This is a genomic window from Pseudomonas kielensis, assembly GCF_030505375.1.
Classification (GTDB): domain Bacteria; phylum Pseudomonadota; class Gammaproteobacteria; order Pseudomonadales; family Pseudomonadaceae; genus Aquipseudomonas; species Aquipseudomonas kielensis.
The window spans coordinates 3,646,715-3,664,512 of sequence record NZ_CP130043.1 but is presented as its reverse complement, the minus strand read 5'-3'; the positions used below and the strand labels follow the sequence as shown (position 1 = coordinate 3,664,512).

14 protein-coding genes are annotated in these 17,798 nt (G+C 60.8%); 3 read left to right on the top strand and 11 right to left on the bottom strand.

Features of this window, described 5'->3' with window-relative positions:
* Positions 1-22 precede the first annotated feature (22 nt).
* A complete protein-coding gene (locus Q1W70_RS17125; protein ID WP_182341875.1) occupies positions 23-1,204 on the bottom strand; it encodes a CaiB/BaiF CoA transferase family protein in 1,182 nt (393 codons plus the stop codon).
* Between the two features lie 176 nt (positions 1,205-1,380).
* Entirely contained in the window at positions 1,381-2,715 is a 1,335-nt protein-coding gene (locus tag Q1W70_RS17120) for a dicarboxylate/amino acid:cation symporter (RefSeq protein ID WP_166589129.1), read from the bottom strand.
* 336 nt (positions 2,716-3,051) lie between these two features.
* Between Q1W70_RS17120 and Q1W70_RS17115 the strand changes: the two genes are divergently transcribed.
* On the top strand, positions 3,052-4,050 hold the full coding sequence (locus Q1W70_RS17115; RefSeq protein ID WP_166589130.1) for an AraC family transcriptional regulator: 999 nt from the start codon (positions 3,052-3,054) through the stop codon (positions 4,048-4,050).
* Positions 4,051-4,059: 9 nt separating this feature from the next.
* On the opposite strand, the gene Q1W70_RS17110 is transcribed toward Q1W70_RS17115, so the two are convergent.
* The 3 genes from Q1W70_RS17110 to Q1W70_RS17100 all read right to left on the bottom strand — a co-directional run bounded on the left by Q1W70_RS17110 (position 4,060) and on the right by Q1W70_RS17100 (position 6,791).
* Positions 4,060-5,406: an ATP-binding protein gene (locus tag Q1W70_RS17110; protein ID WP_182341877.1), complete on the bottom strand. Its 1,347-nt coding sequence runs from the start codon at positions 5,404-5,406 to the stop codon at positions 4,060-4,062.
* Positions 5,403-6,080: a response regulator gene (locus tag Q1W70_RS17105; protein ID WP_166589132.1), complete on the bottom strand. Its 678-nt coding sequence runs from the start codon at positions 6,078-6,080 to the stop codon at positions 5,403-5,405. The genes Q1W70_RS17110 and Q1W70_RS17105 overlap by 4 nt, the downstream gene beginning before the upstream one ends.
* 111 nt (positions 6,081-6,191) lie before the next feature.
* Entirely contained in the window at positions 6,192-6,791 is a 600-nt protein-coding gene (locus Q1W70_RS17100; protein ID WP_166589133.1) for a hypothetical protein, read from the bottom strand.
* Between the two features lie 155 nt (positions 6,792-6,946).
* Between Q1W70_RS17100 and Q1W70_RS17095 the strand changes: the two genes are divergently transcribed.
* Positions 6,947-7,672 (top strand): 4'-phosphopantetheinyl transferase family protein, encoded by a 726-nt coding sequence (locus Q1W70_RS17095; protein WP_182341879.1) that lies wholly within the window; start codon positions 6,947-6,949, stop codon positions 7,670-7,672.
* Positions 7,673-7,688: 16 nt separating this feature from the next.
* Here Q1W70_RS17095 and Q1W70_RS17090 read toward each other — a convergent pair whose 3' ends face one another.
* Both Q1W70_RS17090 and Q1W70_RS17085 read right to left on the bottom strand, forming a co-directional pair.
* Positions 7,689-9,305 (bottom strand): ATP-binding protein, encoded by a 1,617-nt coding sequence (locus Q1W70_RS17090; protein WP_166589135.1) that lies wholly within the window; start codon positions 9,303-9,305, stop codon positions 7,689-7,691.
* Entirely contained in the window at positions 9,302-10,027 is a 726-nt protein-coding gene (locus tag Q1W70_RS17085; RefSeq protein WP_166589136.1) for a response regulator, read from the bottom strand. Before Q1W70_RS17085 ends, Q1W70_RS17090 begins: the two co-directional genes overlap by 4 nt.
* A gap of 732 nt (positions 10,028-10,759) precedes the next feature.
* On the opposite strand from Q1W70_RS17085, the gene Q1W70_RS17080 reads away from it, so the two are divergent.
* Entirely contained in the window at positions 10,760-13,654 is a 2,895-nt protein-coding gene (locus Q1W70_RS17080; protein WP_166589137.1) for a ribonucleoside-diphosphate reductase subunit alpha, read from the top strand.
* A gap of 209 nt (positions 13,655-13,863) precedes the next feature.
* On the opposite strand, the gene Q1W70_RS17075 is transcribed toward Q1W70_RS17080, so the two are convergent.
* The 4 genes from Q1W70_RS17075 to rpoE form a co-directional block, all read right to left on the bottom strand.
* Positions 13,864-15,294 (bottom strand): DegQ family serine endoprotease, encoded by a 1,431-nt coding sequence (locus tag Q1W70_RS17075; protein WP_166589138.1) that lies wholly within the window; start codon positions 15,292-15,294, stop codon positions 13,864-13,866.
* Positions 15,295-15,543: 249 nt separating this feature from the next.
* On the bottom strand, positions 15,544-16,503 hold the full coding sequence (locus Q1W70_RS17070; protein WP_166589139.1) for a MucB/RseB C-terminal domain-containing protein: 960 nt from the start codon (positions 16,501-16,503) through the stop codon (positions 15,544-15,546).
* A gap of 8 nt (positions 16,504-16,511) precedes the next feature.
* The gene (locus Q1W70_RS17065; RefSeq protein ID WP_166589140.1) at positions 16,512-17,099 is read right to left on the bottom strand and encodes a sigma-E factor negative regulatory protein; all 588 of its coding nucleotides are present in this window, start codon (positions 17,097-17,099) and stop codon (positions 16,512-16,514) included.
* 31 nt (positions 17,100-17,130) lie between these two features.
* The gene (rpoE, locus tag Q1W70_RS17060; protein WP_003172477.1) at positions 17,131-17,712 is read right to left on the bottom strand and encodes an RNA polymerase sigma factor RpoE/AlgU; all 582 of its coding nucleotides are present in this window, start codon (positions 17,710-17,712) and stop codon (positions 17,131-17,133) included.
* Between the last annotated feature and the right edge of the window lie 86 nt (positions 17,713-17,798).

The following is a 17,798-nucleotide window of genomic DNA, read 5'->3' as shown; positions in this document are numbered from 1 at the left end:
TCGCTGCCACCCCGCGTCACGTTCAGAGGATGACCTTGGTCCGCCGCAGTTCGTCGATCCGCTGCTCGCTGTAGCCCAACTCGCTCAACACCTGGCGGGTATGTGCCCCCAGCGTCGCGCCGATATGCCGTGGCTGCGGCAAGCCCTCGGAGAACTTCAACGGACAGGCCATCTGCGCCTGGCTGCTGCCATCGCCGCGCGGCACCTGGGTCACCAGTTCCCGTGCCCTGAGCTGGGGATGGGCCACCGCTTCGGCCACACTGAGTACCGGCTCGACGCAGGCATCGACGTCAGCAAACAGCGCACACAGGTCGCTGAAGTCGCGCTTTTCGAATTCGATCTGCAAGGCCTGCTTCAGGGCCTGTTGTTGCTCTGCTTTGGGCGACAGCCCCAGGGCCGCCAACTCGGGACGACCGAGGGCGGCGCACAATTGCTGCATGAAGTTGGGCTCAAGGCTGCCCACCGACATCCAGCGTCCGTCGCGGCTGCGGTAGTAGTCATAGAAGCTGCCACCGTTGAGCATCTGCTCCTCACACCCCGGCTCCACACCACACGCCAGGTAGCCGGCCCCCGCCATCGCGTTCAGGCTGAATACGCAATCGGTCATGCTCACGTCCAGGTGCTGGCCCTGCCCGCTCTGCTGACGGGCTATCACCGCCGCCAACAGGCCGATCACCCCGTGCAAAGAACCACCGGCGATGTCCGCCGCCTGGAACCCCAGCGGCAACGGCCCGCTGTCGGCACGCCCGGTGTAGCTGGCCAGGCCGGCCAGCGCCAGGTAGTTGAGGTCGTGGCCGGCGCGGTCCTTGTAGGGGCCGGTCTGGCCGTAGCCGGTGATCGACACGTAGATCAGTCGCGGGTTGATCGCCTTCAGGGCTTCATACCCCAGCCCCAGGCGCTCCATCACGCCGGGACGGAACTGCTCCAGCAGGATGTCGTGGTCCTGCAGCAGTTGCTTGACCACCTCCAGCGCCGCCGGTTGCTTGAGGTCCAGCGCCAGGCTGCGCTTGTTGCGGTTGAGGTAGGCATGGCTGGCCGAGATGCCCTGGTCATGGGGCGGTAGCACCCGCAGCAGGTCCATGCGGGTTGGCGATTCGATGCGCAGCACCTCAGCGCCCATGTCCGCCAGCAACAGCGAGGCGAAGGGCCCCGGCAAGAGTGTCGAGAAATCCAGAACCTTGAGTGATGCCAGTGGACCCTGCATAAGCCATCTCCTTGAGCGATACCAGCAGACTAGGCAGCCGTCCGCCTGACGGCAATCACCTTAACCGCCAGCGCGGGTGACTTTTACGCTCAGGGGGTTGCCGCGAGCAGGTTTGGCTCCCGCGCCGCAGACAACAAAAAACCCGCCGTAGCGGGTTTATTGTTGACGCATGTGAATTACTTCAAGGCAGCCGGGGCCGGGCCTTCGGCCACACCCAGGTCATCCATTTCACGATTGTCGGAGATTCCACGACCACCGGAAGCCAGCTCGACTTGCAGCTTGTCTTCGTCCAGTTCCTTGACCCACTTGGCCACCACCAGGGTAGCCACAGCGTTACCTACCAGGTTGGTCAGGGCACGCGCTTCGGACATGAAGCGGTCGATACCGAGGATCAGCGCCAGGCCGGCAACCGGCAGGTGGCCAACAGCCGAGAGGGTCGCAGCCAACACGATGAAGCCGCTACCGGTCACGCCTGCAGCACCTTTGGAGGACAACAGCAGCACCAACAGCAGGGTGATCTGGTGGGTGATGTCCATGTGGGTGTCGGTCGCCTGGGCGATGAACACGGCCGCCATGGTCAGGTAGATCGAGGTACCGTCCAGGTTGAACGAGTAACCCGTCGGAATCACCAGGCCCACCACCGATTTCTGTGCGCCCAGGCGTTCCATTTTGATCAGCATGCGTGGCAGCGCCGATTCGGACGAGGAAGTACCCAGTACGATCAACAGTTCTTCACGGATGTAGCGGATCAGTTTCAGTACGCTGAAGCCGTGAGCGCGGCAGATTGCGCCCAGCACCAGCAGTACGAACAACACGCAGGTGATGTAGAAGCAGATCATCAACTGGCCCAGTTGCACCAGGGAGCCGACACCGTAGGCACCGATGGTGAAGGCCATGGCACCCAGCGCACCGATGGGCGCCAGTTTCATGATCATGTTGATGATGTTGAACATCACGTGGGCGAAACGATCGATGAAGTCCAGTACCGGCTTGCCGTAGGCACCCAGGCGGTGCAGGGCGAAACCGAAGATCACCGAGAACATCAGGACCTGCAGGATGTCACCGTTGGCGAACGCACCGACAATGGTGTTCGGGATCACGTTGAGAATGAAACCGACGATGCTCTGGTCCTTGCCGGCCGTGACGTAGGCCGCGACTTTGGAGGCGTCGAGGGTCGTTACATCGATGTGCATGCCGGCGCCCGGTTGCACCACGTTGACCACGACCAGGCCGATCAGCAGGGCGATGGTGGAAACGATCTCGAAGTAGAGCAGCGCGTAGCCGCCGGTTTTGCCCACCGACTTCATGTTCTGCATACCCGCGATACCGCTGACCACGGTGCAGAAAATGATGGGTGCAATGACCATCTTGATCAGTTTGATGAACCCGTCACCCAGTGGCTTGAGTGCCACCCCGGTCTGCGGATAGAAGTGACCGAGCAAGATGCCGATAACAATGGCAACGATTACCTGGAAATACAGGGTTTTGTAGAATGGCTGACGAGTCGTCATTGCAAAGTTCCTCAAGAGCACCGCGTTGCCATCATCCATCTGAGGCAAACGACGCCTAAAGTGCGAACCCTCCTGCACTGGAGGGATTTGTTGTGTCGAGCTGCGCGCTGGCAGACCTCTTGGCCTTATTGCAGAGCTCGTGCCACCTTTGCCAAATCCCCTACAGGCCACGCGCCACAAGGGCTACAGCCCCTCTCATGACGCGGCACCCACGACTCGCCTGGCGGATTCCCGCCCAATGCCCGAATCGAGCCCTGCAATTTGGCGGAAATCCGCCTTGTTCCACCCGTGAGGGCTGGCTAAGATCCGCCACTCAATGGTCGGACCCCACTCCCCATGCGCGAACGCACCATCGCCAGTCATTTCGCCCGCGCTGCCACCGGTGGCGCCCGGCGGATGGGCTATGACTACGCAGAGCTGTTGCACCGGCTCGGGATCAGCGCCGAATTGCTCGACGAGCCCCGTGCCCGGATCGCGCCGGAACAGTTCAGCGCCCTGTTGCAAGGCCTGTGGCTGGCGCTGGATGACGAATACCTGGGTTTGGCCCGCAGTCCCAGCAAGCGCGGGACTTTCGCCATGATGTGCCACGCCCTGATTCACTGCAGCACGCTGGAGAAAGCCCTGGGGCGCGGCCTGTTGTTTTACAGCCTGTTCCCCGACTCGCCAGGCCTGACCCTGGCCCGGGAAGAGCAATGGGTGCGCTTGAGCCTGGATGATTCGCAGCTGCGCGACCCCGATCACTTTCTCAGTGAAAGCCTGCTGGTGATCTGGCATCGCCTTGGCAGTTGGTTGATCGGCCAGCGCATCGCCCTCGAGCAGGCCAGTTTCAGCTACCCGAAACCCGGGCATAGCGCCGAGTACGACCTGCTATTCCCTTGTCCGCTCGAGTTCGGCGCCCAGCGCACCAGCCTGCTGTTTCACAGTCGCTACCTGGGCATGCCGCTGTTGCAGGACGAACGAACCCTCAAGCATTTTCTCGAGCACTCACCGGCCGACCTGCTGTCGCGCCCGGATGACGGCGACAGCCTGAGCAGTCGGTTGCGCCGCCTGCTCAGTCGTGACAGCAGCCGCTGGCCCGACCTGGATGCCGTGGCGGCGCACTTGCACATCAGTCCGCAAACCCTGCGGCGGCACTTGCGCGAAGAGGGCTCGAGTTTTCAGGAATTGAAGGATCAGTTGCGCCGCGACATCGCGATCTATCATCTGCGTCGCGCCGACCTGTCGTTGCAACAGATCGCCTGGCAATTGGGCTTTTCCGAACCCTCGGCGTTTCACCGGGCGTTCAAGAAATGGACCGGACTGACACCGGGCGCCTATCGCGCCCAGGACAGTTGAACCGCGGCTCTACGCCAGCGGGAAATGAATCCGGAATGCCGCCCCGCCCAGGGCCGAATCACCCAGGGTCAGTTGGGCACCGTAGCTTTCAATGATGTCCTTGACCACGGCCAGGCCAATGCCCTGGCCCGGATGCTGGCGATCCAGGCGTTCGCCACGCTGGAGGATCCGAGCCCGTTGATCGGCGGGGACGCCCGGCCCGTCGTCTTCGACGCAGACTTCGATGCTTGCCCGGGTCTGACGCAGGCTGATACGCACTTCGCCGAGGCACAGACGATAGGCGTTTTCCAACAGGTTCCCGAGCATTTCCAGCAAGGCACCCTGCTCGATCGGCACATAGCAGGACTGCGGCAAGTCGAAGCTGGTGCGCACCTGTTTGTCGCGATAGACCTTGTCCAGGGTGTCGCACAGGCTCTTGAGTACCGGCTGTAGCTGCACCTGGTGCCGCACCAGCCCGCTTTTACGCAGGCTGGCACGCTGCAACTGGTAGCTGATCTGCTGACTCATGCGCTCGATCTGCGATTGCAGGACCCGCGCCTGCTCCCGCTCCTCGGGACGCTGGGCCATGTCCTCACTGACGCCTTGCAGGACCGCCAGGGGGGTTTTCAGACTGTGGGCCAGATCGTCCAGCGAGTCACGGTAGCGGCTGCGTTGCTCACGCTCGCTGCGTAGCAGGCGGTTCAGCGAGCCGGTCAGGCGCAACAGTTCACGCGGGTGTTCTTCACTGAGGCTTTCCAGGGCACCGCTTTCAATCTGGTCGAGCTCCTGGCTCAGGCGCCGCAATGCGCGCAAGCCCCAGGTCAGGCCGATCCACAACAGCGCCAGCAACACCAGCAAGGCGGCGCCAAAACCCAGGTAGAGATTTTCCCGCAGGCCTTCGAGGGTCTGCTGGTACTCACGCACGGGCTGCAGCGCGACGATACTGAATGCCGCACTCTTGCCGCCCAGCAGTTTGACTTCGACGTCGTAGACGAAGAACTCCTGGCCGTCGGCCTCACGAATACGCGCAAACTCATTGCCGCGCCCGTCATAACGCGGTTTGTAATTGATGTGTTCGTCCTGGGTCGCCCGCGAGCGCCAGACCAGTCGCCCTTCGCGGTCGTAGATGTAGCCCAGCAGGCGACTGTCGGCGAGATTGAAACGCTCGTCCGGCAACTGCGAAGGCATCATCAATTGTTTGTTCTCGATCCGTGCCGCAGAAATCAGCGTGGTGACGTCCGAGGCCAGGCGCTGTTCGATCGAGTCTTCCAGCGCCAGGCTGAAGGCGCCCTGCATGGCGGGCAACAGCGCCAGCATGAACAGCACCGCCAGGGTAGTGGCTGCCAACATCAGGCGCAGGCGAAGGGAGCGAATCACTGGCAGCGCTCGTTGAACAGGTAGCCCAGGCCTCTCACGGTCTCGATCGGCTTGAACCCGGCCGGCGCTTCAAGCTTGCGCCGCAAACGGCCCACCAGCACTTCAATCACGTTCGGATCGCGCTCGTCGTCATCCGGATAGAGCTGTTCCATCAGGCGGTCCTTGGCGACCACCTGCTGATGATGACGCATGAGGTATTCGAGAATCCGGTATTCATAGGCGGTCAGGGCCAACGGCTGCTCGTCGAGGCTTGCCTGCTTGCGGTTGAGGTCCAGCAACAGCGGGCCGGCGACTATGGTCGACTGGGTAAAACCGCTGGAGCGGCGCAGCAAGGCATTCAGGCGCGCATCCAGCTCTTCGAACTGGAACGGCTTGACCACGTAATCGTCGGCACCGGCGGCCAGGCCTTCGACCTTGTCCTGCCAGTTGCCGCGTGCGGTGAGGATCAGGATCGGGAAGGTCTTGCCTTGCGATCGCAACTGGCGAATCAGGTCCAGCCCACCCATGCCCGGCAGCCCGAGATCGATCACCGCAAGGTCATGGTTGTACTGACCGGACTGGTACAAGGCCTCTTCAGCGTTGGCCACGGCCTCGACCACATGGCCATTTTCAGTCAGACGGGTATGCAGGTGATGGCGCAACAGCGCCTCGTCTTCGACGACCAGTAATTTCATAACGCTCTCCCAGGCAAATTAACCACTCCACGGGTGCCATGCACCCAGCTTACAGACATGCCTGCGCCGGATCACCTCTGGGGCCGATCCGGCTCAGGTCCTGCTTGCTGTTTAGAAAGCGTAGTTGGCGGACAGGTAGGTCTGGGCGCTGCTGTCCAGGCTCAACGAGCCCCGCTTGGTGCCCTGGGCACTCATTTCAGTGCTGGCATTGCTGCGCAGGTAACGGTATCCCAATTCCACCGAGGCGTTCTTGGAAACCTGTTGCAGGACGCCGCCCTGCACGCCCAGGGCATAACCGATGTCGCTGTCGCGGCTGTAGCCCGGAGAATCCTGGGTGAGCTTGGTCAAGCCGGCGCTAGCGCCACCGAACAGCTTGGTGCTGCTGGTCACGGGCAGGAACAGGTCGTAACTGCCGAGGAGGTTTTCCTGGCGCAGCTTGATGCCGTTGTGGCTGCCGGAAACGTTGTCGTAGGTGGCATAGTAACGACGGTCATTGTTCTGCTGACCGAGACGCGCACCCCAGGTGGTGTCCTTGCCAATCACGCCATTGGCGTTCGGGTGATCGAGGTTGCTGTTCAGCAGGCTGGATTTTTTTACCTTGTCGCTGGTTTGCCCCAGGGTCAGGCTGGCGAAGTTATCATCAGCAGCGTGAACCACGGCGCTGGCGCCCAGGACAGTCATGGCCAGAATGAGCTTTTTGAAGTGAGTCATGTTGAGATTCCTCGTTCGCAATGTGCTTTTGGGTGATGCGCTCAGGTTAACCACCCCCCACTGAACTCCCCCTGAACACACGCTGAACCCTGGCTGAACAAGCTCGACACGCCTGAGCACTACCCAGCCTCGCGACTAATCGGCAAAATGCCGCTATGAATCCGCTCCCCGCCCTGCCCGCCTGCTGCACGCCCCTCGACGACCACTGGCCGTTGCCTGATGCACTGCCCGACACGGTCCTGCTCAGTACGCGCTTCGATCCCTCATTACTGGTGCCCGACGATTTCCGTCGCAGCCAGATTGAGCCACCTCCGAGCGTCCAGCGCTCGGTGGCCAAGCGTCAGGCCGAGTTTCTCGCGGGGCGACTGTGTGCACGCGCTGCGTTGCTTCAATTGCAGGGCTTGGACTGCAGTCCGGCAATTGGCGAAGACCGTGCACCGGTCTGGCCATCAGGCATCTGCGGCTCGATCACCCACAGCACCGGGCACGCCGCCGCCATCGTTGCGCAAAAGGCAGACTGGCGCGGCCTGGGCATGGACTTGGAAAACCTGCTCAACGCCGAGCGCGCCGAACGCCTGGCCGGCGAGATACTCACCCCGGCGGAGCTCAAACGCATGGCGGCCGGCCGGCGTGAGCAACGGGCCTTGACGGTGACCCTGACGTTCTCGGTCAAGGAGAGCCTGTTCAAGGCCCTGTACCCCATCGTCCAGCAACGTTTCTATTTCGAACATGCCGAAGTGCTGGAATGGACCGATCGCGGGCAGGTGCGCCTGCGCCTACTGACGGACCTGTCCAGCGAATGGCGCAATGGTAGCGAACTGGACGCGCAGTTCGCGGTGAAAGAGGGGCAGTTGCTGAGCCTGGTGAGTATCAGGGCCTGATTGGCCTTCCTCGGGCTCAGCGCTCGGGTTTTTCCTGGTTGCGTGGCCAGCTCAGGCTGAAACAGGCCCCGCCCAGGTTCTTGCTCTTGCTGATCAACGCCCGCCCGCCGTGCCAGTGCACGATCCGGCGCACGATGGACAACCCCAGGCCATGCCCCCCCGAAGCTCGGGTGCGGCTGTCGTCCAGGCGCAGAAAGGGGGTGAAGATTTTTTCCCAGGCACTTTCCGGTACTCCCGGGCCGTCGTCCTCGACATCCACCCGGCAGCGCTGCTGCCCGACCTGATAGCTGATCGCGACCTGCCCCTGGGCGTGGCGCATGGCATTGCCCACCAGGTTCTGCAGCGCCCGGTGCAGGTATCGCGGCTCGGCCTCGACCCAGGCCCCGTCGCAATCGGCTGCCGACAGGCACAACCCGCGCTGCACCCGGATCTCGGCGCGTAGCGGTGCCAGCTCGCTGATCACCTGATTGACCAGGGCATCCAGGTCGACTCGCTGAAAATTCAGCGCCGGCGACCCCTGCTCCAGCCGTGCATAGGTGAGCATCTCATCCACCAGGCCATCGAGGTCCTGGATGTCGTGGTCCATGCCTTCGAGGTACTTGTCCCGCGCCTGCACGGTGGTCGCCGTGCTGATCATCTCCAGGCCAAACCGCAAGCGCGCCACCGGCGTACGCAGCTCATGGGAGACCGCACGCACCAGTTCGCGCTGGATCGCCAGCAATTGCTGCAAGTGCTCGGCCATGCCGTTGAATGCCGCCGCCAGCCGCCCTACCGAGTCCGCCCCCCGGGTTGGCACGCGGGTTTCCAGGCTGCCCTTGGCGATGCGCGTGGCGGCCGACTCCAGGCCGCTGAGGCGCCGCTCCAGCTGGCGCACCAGTAGGTAGACGATCAAGCCGATCAGGCTCAACCCGAGGGCCGCAATCAGCACCAGCCACTGCGGCGGATATGGATTCATCTGATACAGGGGGCCGATTTCCAGCACCCATGGCGTGCCCACCATCCCGGCAAACACCCGGATCGAATCGCCCTCCTTGCCCAGCGCCATCACGGTATCGCCCTCGGATACCCGGCGGCTCTGGTCTTCGTCCATGTCTGCCTGGTCCACCGTGACCAGTTGCAGTTCGAAGCCAAACCCCTTGTCCTTTTTCAGGGCCGCCAGGCGCTTGGGCTGCTCGGCCACCGGGTAGCGCACCAGCTCATCGGCCAACAGATAAATAGTCGCCCGTGCCAGTTGCTCGCTGATCTGCTGCACTTCCCCCGTCAGCACCAACTGTTCCTGTTCGCTGACCAGCCGGTAGACCTTTGCTGCATGGGGCCCGGTCTGCTGCACCAGTGCCTGGCCACGCAGTACCCGCGTGCGTTCGCCCAGATCGAGGCCGGTCTGGCTGAAGGTCTGCAGGTTCAGGGGAATACCCAGCAAGCGCTCCCACACCAATAGCGCACGCCGGCGCTCGGTCGGGTTCATGGGTTGCAAGTTGTCGGCCATCAGGGAAAACGTACCGTGCGCCAGGCGCTCGCGGTATTGCTCGCTGCGTACTTCGTTGAGCAGGTGCAAGGCCAGCACCCCGAGGACCGCCACCAGAATCAGCGCCGCACACATGCCGCCATAGATTCGCAGGAAGATCGAGTTCACAGCGACTGGTCTACGCAGGCTTCAGGAACGAACAGGTAGCCTTTGCTGCGGATGGTCTTGATCAGGCGCGGGTGGTCCGGGTCATCGCCGATTTTCGGGCGGATGCGCGAAATGCGCACATCGATGGAGCGATCCTGGCCGTCATAGCCGATGCCGCGCAACGCGGTGAAAATTTCCTCGCGAGACAAAATCCGCCCGGCATTGGCCACCAGCAGCCAGAGCAGGTCGAATTCGGCACTGGTCAATTCGATGCCCTGATCATGCAGCCAGGCTTCGCGCAGGGCGTTGTCGACCACCAGCGGGCCGAACTGCAGGCGCCGCAGTTTTTCCGGTGCGGCCGGTTCCGGCGCCTCGCTGCGCCGCAGCAGGGCCTGGATGCGCGCCAACAGCAGGCGTGGGCGCACCGGCTTGCACACGTAGTCATCGGCGCCCATGTCCAGGCCCTGGATCTGATCCATGTCGTCCGTACGCGCCGTGAGCATCAGGATCGGCCCCTCGTAGTGGTCACGAACCTTGCGGCAGATGGTCAGCCCGTCTTCACCGGGCAGCATCAGGTCAAGGATCACCAGGTCCGGCTGCTCGGCAATGATCCGCGCCGCCGCCAATGCACCATTGCCTTCGATCGTTACCTGCAATCCATTGCTTTCCAGGTACTCACGAGTCAACTCAGCCAGGCGCTGGTCGTCCTCGACAATCAATACCTGCCAGGCTTCTTGCTCCACGGGTGACCTCTGCTTGCCAGAACACTATTAAGGAAGGCTCCACCCATCTTTTTGTCATCATTGGAGTGGATAAGACTGCTTACACAGCGCCCGATTGTAGCAACGCCCACCCTTGAGAACACAAGCAGGCAAATGCGCTCGGTAACCGGGATTTTTTGTGATAGGGTTCGCGCCCGCAAAAATCCCCCCAGGCTATTTTTCTGGGTAATAAACAGTGACAAACGGTCGACCCCAGCAGGGTCGCGGCCTACACGACGATTGGCTGTTTCATACACATTTTACGCACAGCTTTATCCACAGGTAGTACGTTGCAATCACCCCCTGAAACGCATTATCTTGTAGCTCGCGCTCAGAAAAACCCTACATATAGGGTTTTGAGGCAAAAACCAAACACAAATCAGACAAGAAACTCAAGCGCTTTTCTTGCATGTATTTGGTTGAACCAAACTCTTTTTCAGAAGCCCAAACCGCTCCCGCGGTTGGCAACTGTTTTTCCGCTCAAAACGGTAAAAACGGTACGGGTGTTGCAGTCGTTCACTGTCACCCCAACGGAATTCGGTTTCCAGCCTCCTGGCTTGAAACCAAAGACTTCGGCATGGAAGCGGCGCCCGATGGCCCCTTCCTACTGTCCCGAAGTTGTTATGCCCGGCGCTTGCCGGTTGTAGTGCTTCAGGACGGAACGGTGGGCACCTTCATGGTGCCCAAACAAACATAGAGAATGTGGAGACACCCATGCAAACCGACACAACTCGCGAGAACCCGCAGGGCACCTTGCCGCAGGGCGCAGATTCGAGCTCCGATCTGTCCGCCACTGCGCCAGGCCAACTGCGCGTGATCAAGCGTAACGGCACTGTCGTTCCTTACACCGATGACAAGATCACCGTCGCCATCACCAAAGCGTTTCTCGCAGTTGAAGGCGGCACCGCTGCCGCCTCGTCGCGAATCCACGACACCGTTGCGCGCCTGACCGAACAGGTCACTGCGACCTTCAAGCGCCGCATGCCATCGGGCGGCACTATCCATATCGAAGAAATCCAGGACCAGGTCGAACTGGCCCTCATGCGTGCCGGCGAGCAGAAAGTGGCTCGCGACTACGTGATCTACCGTGACGCCCGCTCCAAGGAGCGCGCAGTCCGCGCCCCGGCCGAAGACGCAGTGCAGGCTCACCCTTCGATCCGCATCACCCGCGCTGATGGCACTTTCGCACCGCTGGACATGGGCCGCCTGAACACCATCGTGACCGAGGCCTGCGAAGGCCTGGAAGAAGTCGACGGCGACCTGATCCAGCGCGAAACCCTGAAGAACCTGTACGACGGCGTGGCCCTGACCGACGTCAACACCGCCCTGGTGATGACCGCGCGGACCCTGGTCGAGCGTGAGCCGAACTACTCGTTCGTCACCGCCCGCCTGCTGATGGACACCCTGCGCGCCGAAGGCCTGGGCTTCCTCGGCGTCGCCGAAAGCGCGACCCACCACGAAATGGTCGACCTGTACGCCAAGGCACTGCCGGCCTACATCGCCAAGGGTATCGAATTCGAATTGCTGAACCCGATCCTGGCCACCTTCGACCTGGAAAAACTGGGCAAGGCGATCAACCACGAGCGCGACCAGCAGTTCACCTACCTGGGCCTGCAAACCCTGTACGACCGCTACTTCATCCACAAGGATGGCGTGCGCTTCGAGCTGCCACAGATCTTCTTCATGCGCGTGGCCATGGGCCTGGCGATCGAAGAGAAGCACAAAGAAGACCGTGCGATCGAGTTCTACAACCTGCTGTCGTCCTTCGACTACATGTCGTCGACCCCGACCCTGTTCAACGCCGGTACCCTGCGTCCTCAGCTGTCGAGCTGCTACCTGACCACCGTGCCGGATGACCTGTCGGGCATCTACCACGCGATCCACGACAACGCCATGCTGTCGAAATTCGCCGGCGGCCTGGGCAACGACTGGACTCCGGTACGTGCACTGGGTTCGTACATCAAGGGCACCAACGGCAAGTCCCAAGGCGTGGTTCCGTTCCTCAAGGTAGTGAACGACACCGCCGTTGCCGTCAACCAGGGTGGCAAGCGCAAAGGCGCTGTGTGTGCCTACCTGGAAACCTGGCACATGGACATCGAAGAGTTCATCGAGCTGCGCAAGAACACCGGTGATGACCGTCGTCGTACCCACGACATGAACACCGCCAACTGGATCCCTGACCTGTTCATGAAGCGTGTCTTCGACGACGGCAAGTGGACCCTGTTCTCGCCATCCGAAGTTCCGGACCTGCACGACCTGACCGGCAAGGCCTTCGAAGAGCGCTACGAGTACTACGAAGCCCTGACCGAGTACCCAGGCAAGGTCAAGCTGTTCAAGACCATCCAGGCCAAAGACCTGTGGCGCAAAATGCTCTCCATGCTGTTTGAAACCGGCCACCCATGGCTGACCTTCAAAGACCCGTGCAACCTGCGCAGCCCGCAGCAGCACGTGGGCGTGGTCCACAGCTCGAACCTGTGCACCGAGATCACCTTGAACACCAACAAGGACGAGATCGCCGTTTGCAACCTGGGCTCGATCAACCTGCCGAACCACATCGTCAACGGCAAGCTGGACACCGCCAAGCTGGAACGCACCGTGAACACCGCCGTTCGCATGCTCGATAACGTTATCGACATCAACTACTACTCGGTGCCACAAGCGCAGAACTCCAACTTCAAGCACCGTCCGGTCGGCCTGGGCATCATGGGCTTCCAGGACGCCTTGTACCTGCAGCACATCCCTTACGGCTCCGACGCTGCCGTCGAGTTCGCCGACAAGTCGATGGAAGCGGTCAGCTACTACGCGATCCAGGCTTCCTGCGACCTGGCCGACGAGCGTGGCGCCTACGAGACGTTCCAGGGTTCGCTGTGGTCCAAAGGCATCCTGCCTCTGGACTCGCAACAGATCCTGATCGAAGCCCGTGGCCAGAAGTACATCGACGTTGACCTGAACGAATCCCTGGACTGGGCACCGGTACGTGCCCGTGTACAAAAAGGCATTCGTAACTCCAACATCATGGCCATCGCACCGACCGCGACCATCGCCAACATCACTGGCGTATCGCAGTCGATCGAACCGACCTACCAGAACCTCTATGTGAAATCGAACCTGTCGGGCGAATTCACCGTGATCAACCCGTACCTGGTTCGCGACCTCAAGGCGCGCGACCTGTGGGACTCGGTCATGATCAACGACCTGAAGTACTACGACGGCTCCGTGCAGCAGATCGAGCGCATCCCGCAAGAACTCAAAGAGCTCTACGCGACGGCCTTCGAAGTGGATACCAAGTGGATCGTTGACGCGGCCAGCCGTCGTCAGAAGTGGATCGACCAGGCCCAATCGCTGAACCTGTACATCGCTGGCGCATCGGGCAAGAAGCTTGACGTGACCTACCGCATGGCCTGGTACCGCGGTCTGAAAACCACGTACTACCTCCGTGCCCTGGCCGCGACCAGCACCGAGAAGTCGACCATCAACACCGGCAAGCTGAACGCTGTTTCCAGCGGCGGCAACCACGGTGAAGACTCGGTCCTGGCGGCTCCTGCTGGCCCCGCTCCAGTACCGAAGGCTTGCGCCATCGACGAGCCGGATTGCGAAGCTTGCCAATAAGCTGAGCCCGTAGGCGCCAACCGGCGCTTACCCAAAACCCCCGCCAGGTCCTGTGGACTTGCCGGGGGTTTTCTTTTGCCTGCGCAAACCGCAGGAGCCAAGCAAGCACGCGATCAGCCAATGGGCGGCGCATTGTTGGCTGGGGTGCATTCTCCAGACGAAAAAAAACCGCCTCAATCGAGGCGGTTCTTTGTGCTGCTGCAACCGACTTATTCAGCCAGCTTGAAGGTAATGAAGCTGGCCCGCCCTTGGCGCAGGACCCGCATCGACACCGAACGATTCTTCGGCAGTGCCTTGGCGATCTCCGTGAACTCCTTCGCCGATACGATCGCCTGATTGTTCAGGTGCGTAATCACATCGCCTGGCTGCAGGCCGATCAACGAAGCAGGACCGTCCTGGACTTCCTTGATCACCACGCCGCCCTTGAGGTCGAACGCTTTCTTCTGCTCATCGCTGAGCTCGATCACGGCCACGCCCAAGCGGTTGCTGCTGCGCTCGACACCATTTTTGGCCAGCGCATCCAGCTCCTTGCCCTCTTCCGGAATCGCGCCAACCGTCAGCTCGACGTTTTTGCGCTTGCCGTCACGAATCACTTCAAGATTCGCCTTGGCGCCGGCCTTGAGGGCGCCCACCAGGTGCGGCAGGTCCGCCGACATGACGATCGGCTGATCGTTCATGCTCAGAATCACGTCACCCACCTGCAAGCCACCCTTGGCTGCCGGACCGTCGTCCTGGATCTGGGCCACCAGCGCGCCGGCCGGCTTGTCCAGACCGAAGGACTCGGCAAGATCCTTGTTCACTTCCTGGATCACCACACCCAACCAGCCACGGCTGACTTTGCCACCGTTTTTCAGTTGGTTGGAGACGTCCATGGCCACATCGATCGGAATGGCGAACGAGACACCCATGAAACCGCCGGAGCGGGTGTAGATCTGGGAGTTGATCCCTACCACTTCACCCGCCAGGTTGAACAACGGACCACCGGAGTTACCCGGGTTGATCGGCACGTCGGTCTGGATGAACGGTACGTAGTTCTCGTTCGGCAGGCTACGGCCGATGGCGCTGACGATGCCTTGGGTCACGGTATGGTCAAAGCCGAACGGCGAACCGATGGCGACGACCCATTGCCCGGCCTTGAGGTCCTGGGATTTACCCAGTTTCAGCACCGGCAGGTCCTTGCCTTCGATTTTCAACAGCGCCACGTCGGAACGTGGGTCAGTACCGATCAACTTGGCCTTGAGCTCACTGCGATCCGCCAGGCGCACGAGGATTTCGTCGGCATCGGCGATCACATGGTTGTTGGTCAGGATGTAGCCGTCCGGGGAGATGATGAAGCCCGACCCCAGGGATTGCGCTTCACGCTGGCGGCCACCGCCAGGGGAACGCTGCTGTGGCGGCATGCCGCGCTCGAAAAACTCGCGCAGCATCGGTGGCAAGCCTTCCAGGTCAGGCATCTGCTGGTTGGACACTTTGCGGTCCGGCAGCTTTTGCGAGGTACTGATGTTCACCACAGCAGGCGATGCCTGCTCGACCAGTTGGGTGAAGTCCGGTAGTTCGGCTGCCTGGGCAGCTACGGTCTGACCCAGCACCAACACGGTGGCAAAAATAGTCAGGTAGGATTTTAAACGTGGTATCGACATACGGCTCCCGTTACAACGAGCATGGTTAAGCGATAGGGAACAAGAAACACCAGGGAACAGCCATCGGTACTTTTGTTCCGGGAACAACTATACAAGGCCAGAGCCGAGGGGCTCTGACCTATAGAAAATTTTAAGAAGTTTTGCAAACTGAAATGCTCACCAAACATTTCGACATCTCGATTGTGAAACCAGCCATGATCGACCTTTACCCCAACCCACCCGTCGTTCGATGAGCGGCACTGGATCGAATTACTGCTTGGATGTCGATGGGGCGCTGCGCATGGACAGCGCGATCCGTTCAGCGGTGCCGATCGGAATCTCACCCACCACGGTCACCATCATCTCACCATCGGGTGTGGTCAAGCGCCGTGAAACAGCTACGGTGGGGCCAAGCTGGGTGCGGGTATCCGTGACCACTTCGCCATTGAGCGGCTCGAGGAACACCGAGAAACGCGCCAGCCCGTCGTCATACATCAGGCTACTGACCTGAACCTTGGTCTGCGGATCCTTGTGGGTGCTACTGCTGGTCAACTCGAACCCCGGCGGCAACCAATCGGAGTGCCAGGCCTGGGCCGTCTTCGCCGCCGATGCCTTATTGCTGTCCAGGGCCACGATCTTGCACTCGTCACTGGCCTGCAGGTCCTGGTCGTCCGGCACGTCAGCAGTGTCCAGGCGGGTAAACTGGAAGCGCTCCAGCAACTGGCCTTTTTCATTGAGCAGCAAGGACTTGAGCGGCAGACCGGATTCCCGATCCAGATGCAATTCAAAACCGTAACGGTGCTGGTCACGGGGCGTCAGCGAAACAATCACCGCCGGCCGTCCAGCCACGCGCGACTTGCCGATGACGGCAAGTTCGTACCAATTCTTCAGCTTTTGAGGGTCAAGTGCTCGAGCGGACGAGTCGGGAGTGTCCTCCAGCCCTGCCACCAGGCTGCCGCTCACGCATTGAGTACGTCCATCAATGCGCACGACTTCCTGGGCCGAGCCGTCGAGCTGCAGCAAACGCTCGCGGACTTTGCCATCCTGGACACGATGCCAGATGTTGTGGGTAGAAAAACTACCGTTACGCTCGTAAATGAAAGTGCCTTGAAAGCTCTGCTGTTGCTCGGCCTGGCTCAGACGGTTCAACCAGTCTTGAGCCTCATCGGCATGGGCTGGAACAACGAACCAGCCACTGAGTAAAAGCGTAAGTAGAGGGATGGCGCGCATGATCCTCCTTAACGGGTTTCCTGGCTCGCTGCACGAGCATAAGGCAGGGCACTTTCAGTACCTTTGAGTGCAGCTTGTTGAGCATGTTGACGCAGATAACCCGGCAGGCGCTGATCGTGCCAGCCTGGCTGACCTTGCAAGACACCATTGGCCATAGGCCCTGTGGCTTGCGAACTCTCATTGTAGCCTGCCAAAACGGCTGGGCCCTTGACTTGAGGAACGGTCAGACCCGGTTGAGTGTTTTGCTGAGCCAATTCGACGCCAGCGATCTCATCCTGGTTGTACAGACGCACACCTGCCAGCACCGCAACAGTCACGGATGCCGCAACGGCCAGGCGGCCCAAGCTACGCCACGGTCCACGGCTGACTTTCGCTGGCACGGCTTCATCAGCCAGCGCTTGCGAGACGGCCGAAGCCAGGTCCAGACGGGGGATCAGCAAGTCCTTGTGCATCACTGCCCGGGCAATCTGGTAACGCGCCCAGGTTTCGCGGGTTTCAACATCGTCGAAGGCATTCAACACCCGACGCAATTCCAGTTCGTCCGCTTCGTTATCCATCACTGCGGACAGCGATTCCTGCAGGGCTTCCCGACTCATGGCGTTCCTCTCTTGGCTGTCGCCGCTGTCTTTAGTTTTCCTGCAACAGGGGTTGCAGGGCTTTATCGATGGCCTCCCGAGCGCGGAAGATCCGGGAGCGCACGGTACCCACCGGACATTGCATGACGCTCGCAATGTCCTCGTAACTCAGACCATCAAACTCACGTAAAGTTAGCGCAGTACGTAAATCTTCTGGCAATTGCTGAATGGTTCGATGGACGGTGCCTTCGATCTCATCCCGCAGCAATGCGCGTTCCGGTGACTCGAGATCCTTGAGGCCGTGATCGCCGTCGTAGAACTCCGCATCTTCAGAACTGACATCGCTATCCGGCGGCCGGCGGCCGCGTGAAACCAGATAGTTCTTCGCCGTGTTGATGGCAATGCGGTAAAGCCACGTATAAAACGCGCTGTCCCCGCGAAAATTTCCAAGCGCACGGTAAGCCTTGATAAAGGCCTCTTGTGCAACATCCTGGGCTTCATGGGTGTCGTGCACAAAACGCACGATCAACCCGAGAATTTTGTGCTGGTATTTCAGCACTAGCAGATCGAAAGCACGCTTGTCGCCGCGCTGAACGCGTTCGACCAGCTGCTGATCCTCTTCCTGGGTTAGCATGAACACTCCTCGATAAGCTCGGAGGAGGCTTGCATGGCTAATCGTTCAGGCTTGCAAACATAGACTCGGGCTTTTCGCAAAAGTTC

Coding starts and splice junctions, on each gene's coding strand:
- Q1W70_RS17125 (WP_182341875.1), bottom strand. CDS start 1,204: ATGCAGGGTCCACTGGCATCACTCAAGGTTCTGGATTTCTCGACACTC.
- Q1W70_RS17120 (WP_166589129.1), bottom strand. CDS start 2,715: ATGACGACTCGTCAGCCATTCTACAAAACCCTGTATTTCCAGGTAATC.
- Q1W70_RS17115 (WP_166589130.1), top strand. CDS start 3,052: ATGCGCGAACGCACCATCGCCAGTCATTTCGCCCGCGCTGCCACCGGT.
- Q1W70_RS17105 (WP_166589132.1), bottom strand. CDS start 6,080: ATGAAATTACTGGTCGTCGAAGACGAGGCGCTGTTGCGCCATCACCTG.
- Q1W70_RS17100 (WP_166589133.1), bottom strand. CDS start 6,791: ATGACTCACTTCAAAAAGCTCATTCTGGCCATGACTGTCCTGGGCGCC.
- Q1W70_RS17095 (WP_182341879.1), top strand. CDS start 6,947: ATGAATCCGCTCCCCGCCCTGCCCGCCTGCTGCACGCCCCTCGACGAC.
- Q1W70_RS17080 (WP_166589137.1), top strand. CDS start 10,760: ATGCAAACCGACACAACTCGCGAGAACCCGCAGGGCACCTTGCCGCAG.
- Q1W70_RS17075 (WP_166589138.1), bottom strand. CDS start 15,294: ATGTCGATACCACGTTTAAAATCCTACCTGACTATTTTTGCCACCGTG.
- Q1W70_RS17070 (WP_166589139.1), bottom strand. CDS start 16,503: ATGCGCGCCATCCCTCTACTTACGCTTTTACTCAGTGGCTGGTTCGTT.
- Q1W70_RS17065 (WP_166589140.1), bottom strand. CDS start 17,099: ATGAGTCGGGAAGCCCTGCAGGAATCGCTGTCCGCAGTGATGGATAAC.
- rpoE (WP_003172477.1), bottom strand. CDS start 17,712: ATGCTAACCCAGGAAGAGGATCAGCAGCTGGTCGAACGCGTTCAGCGC.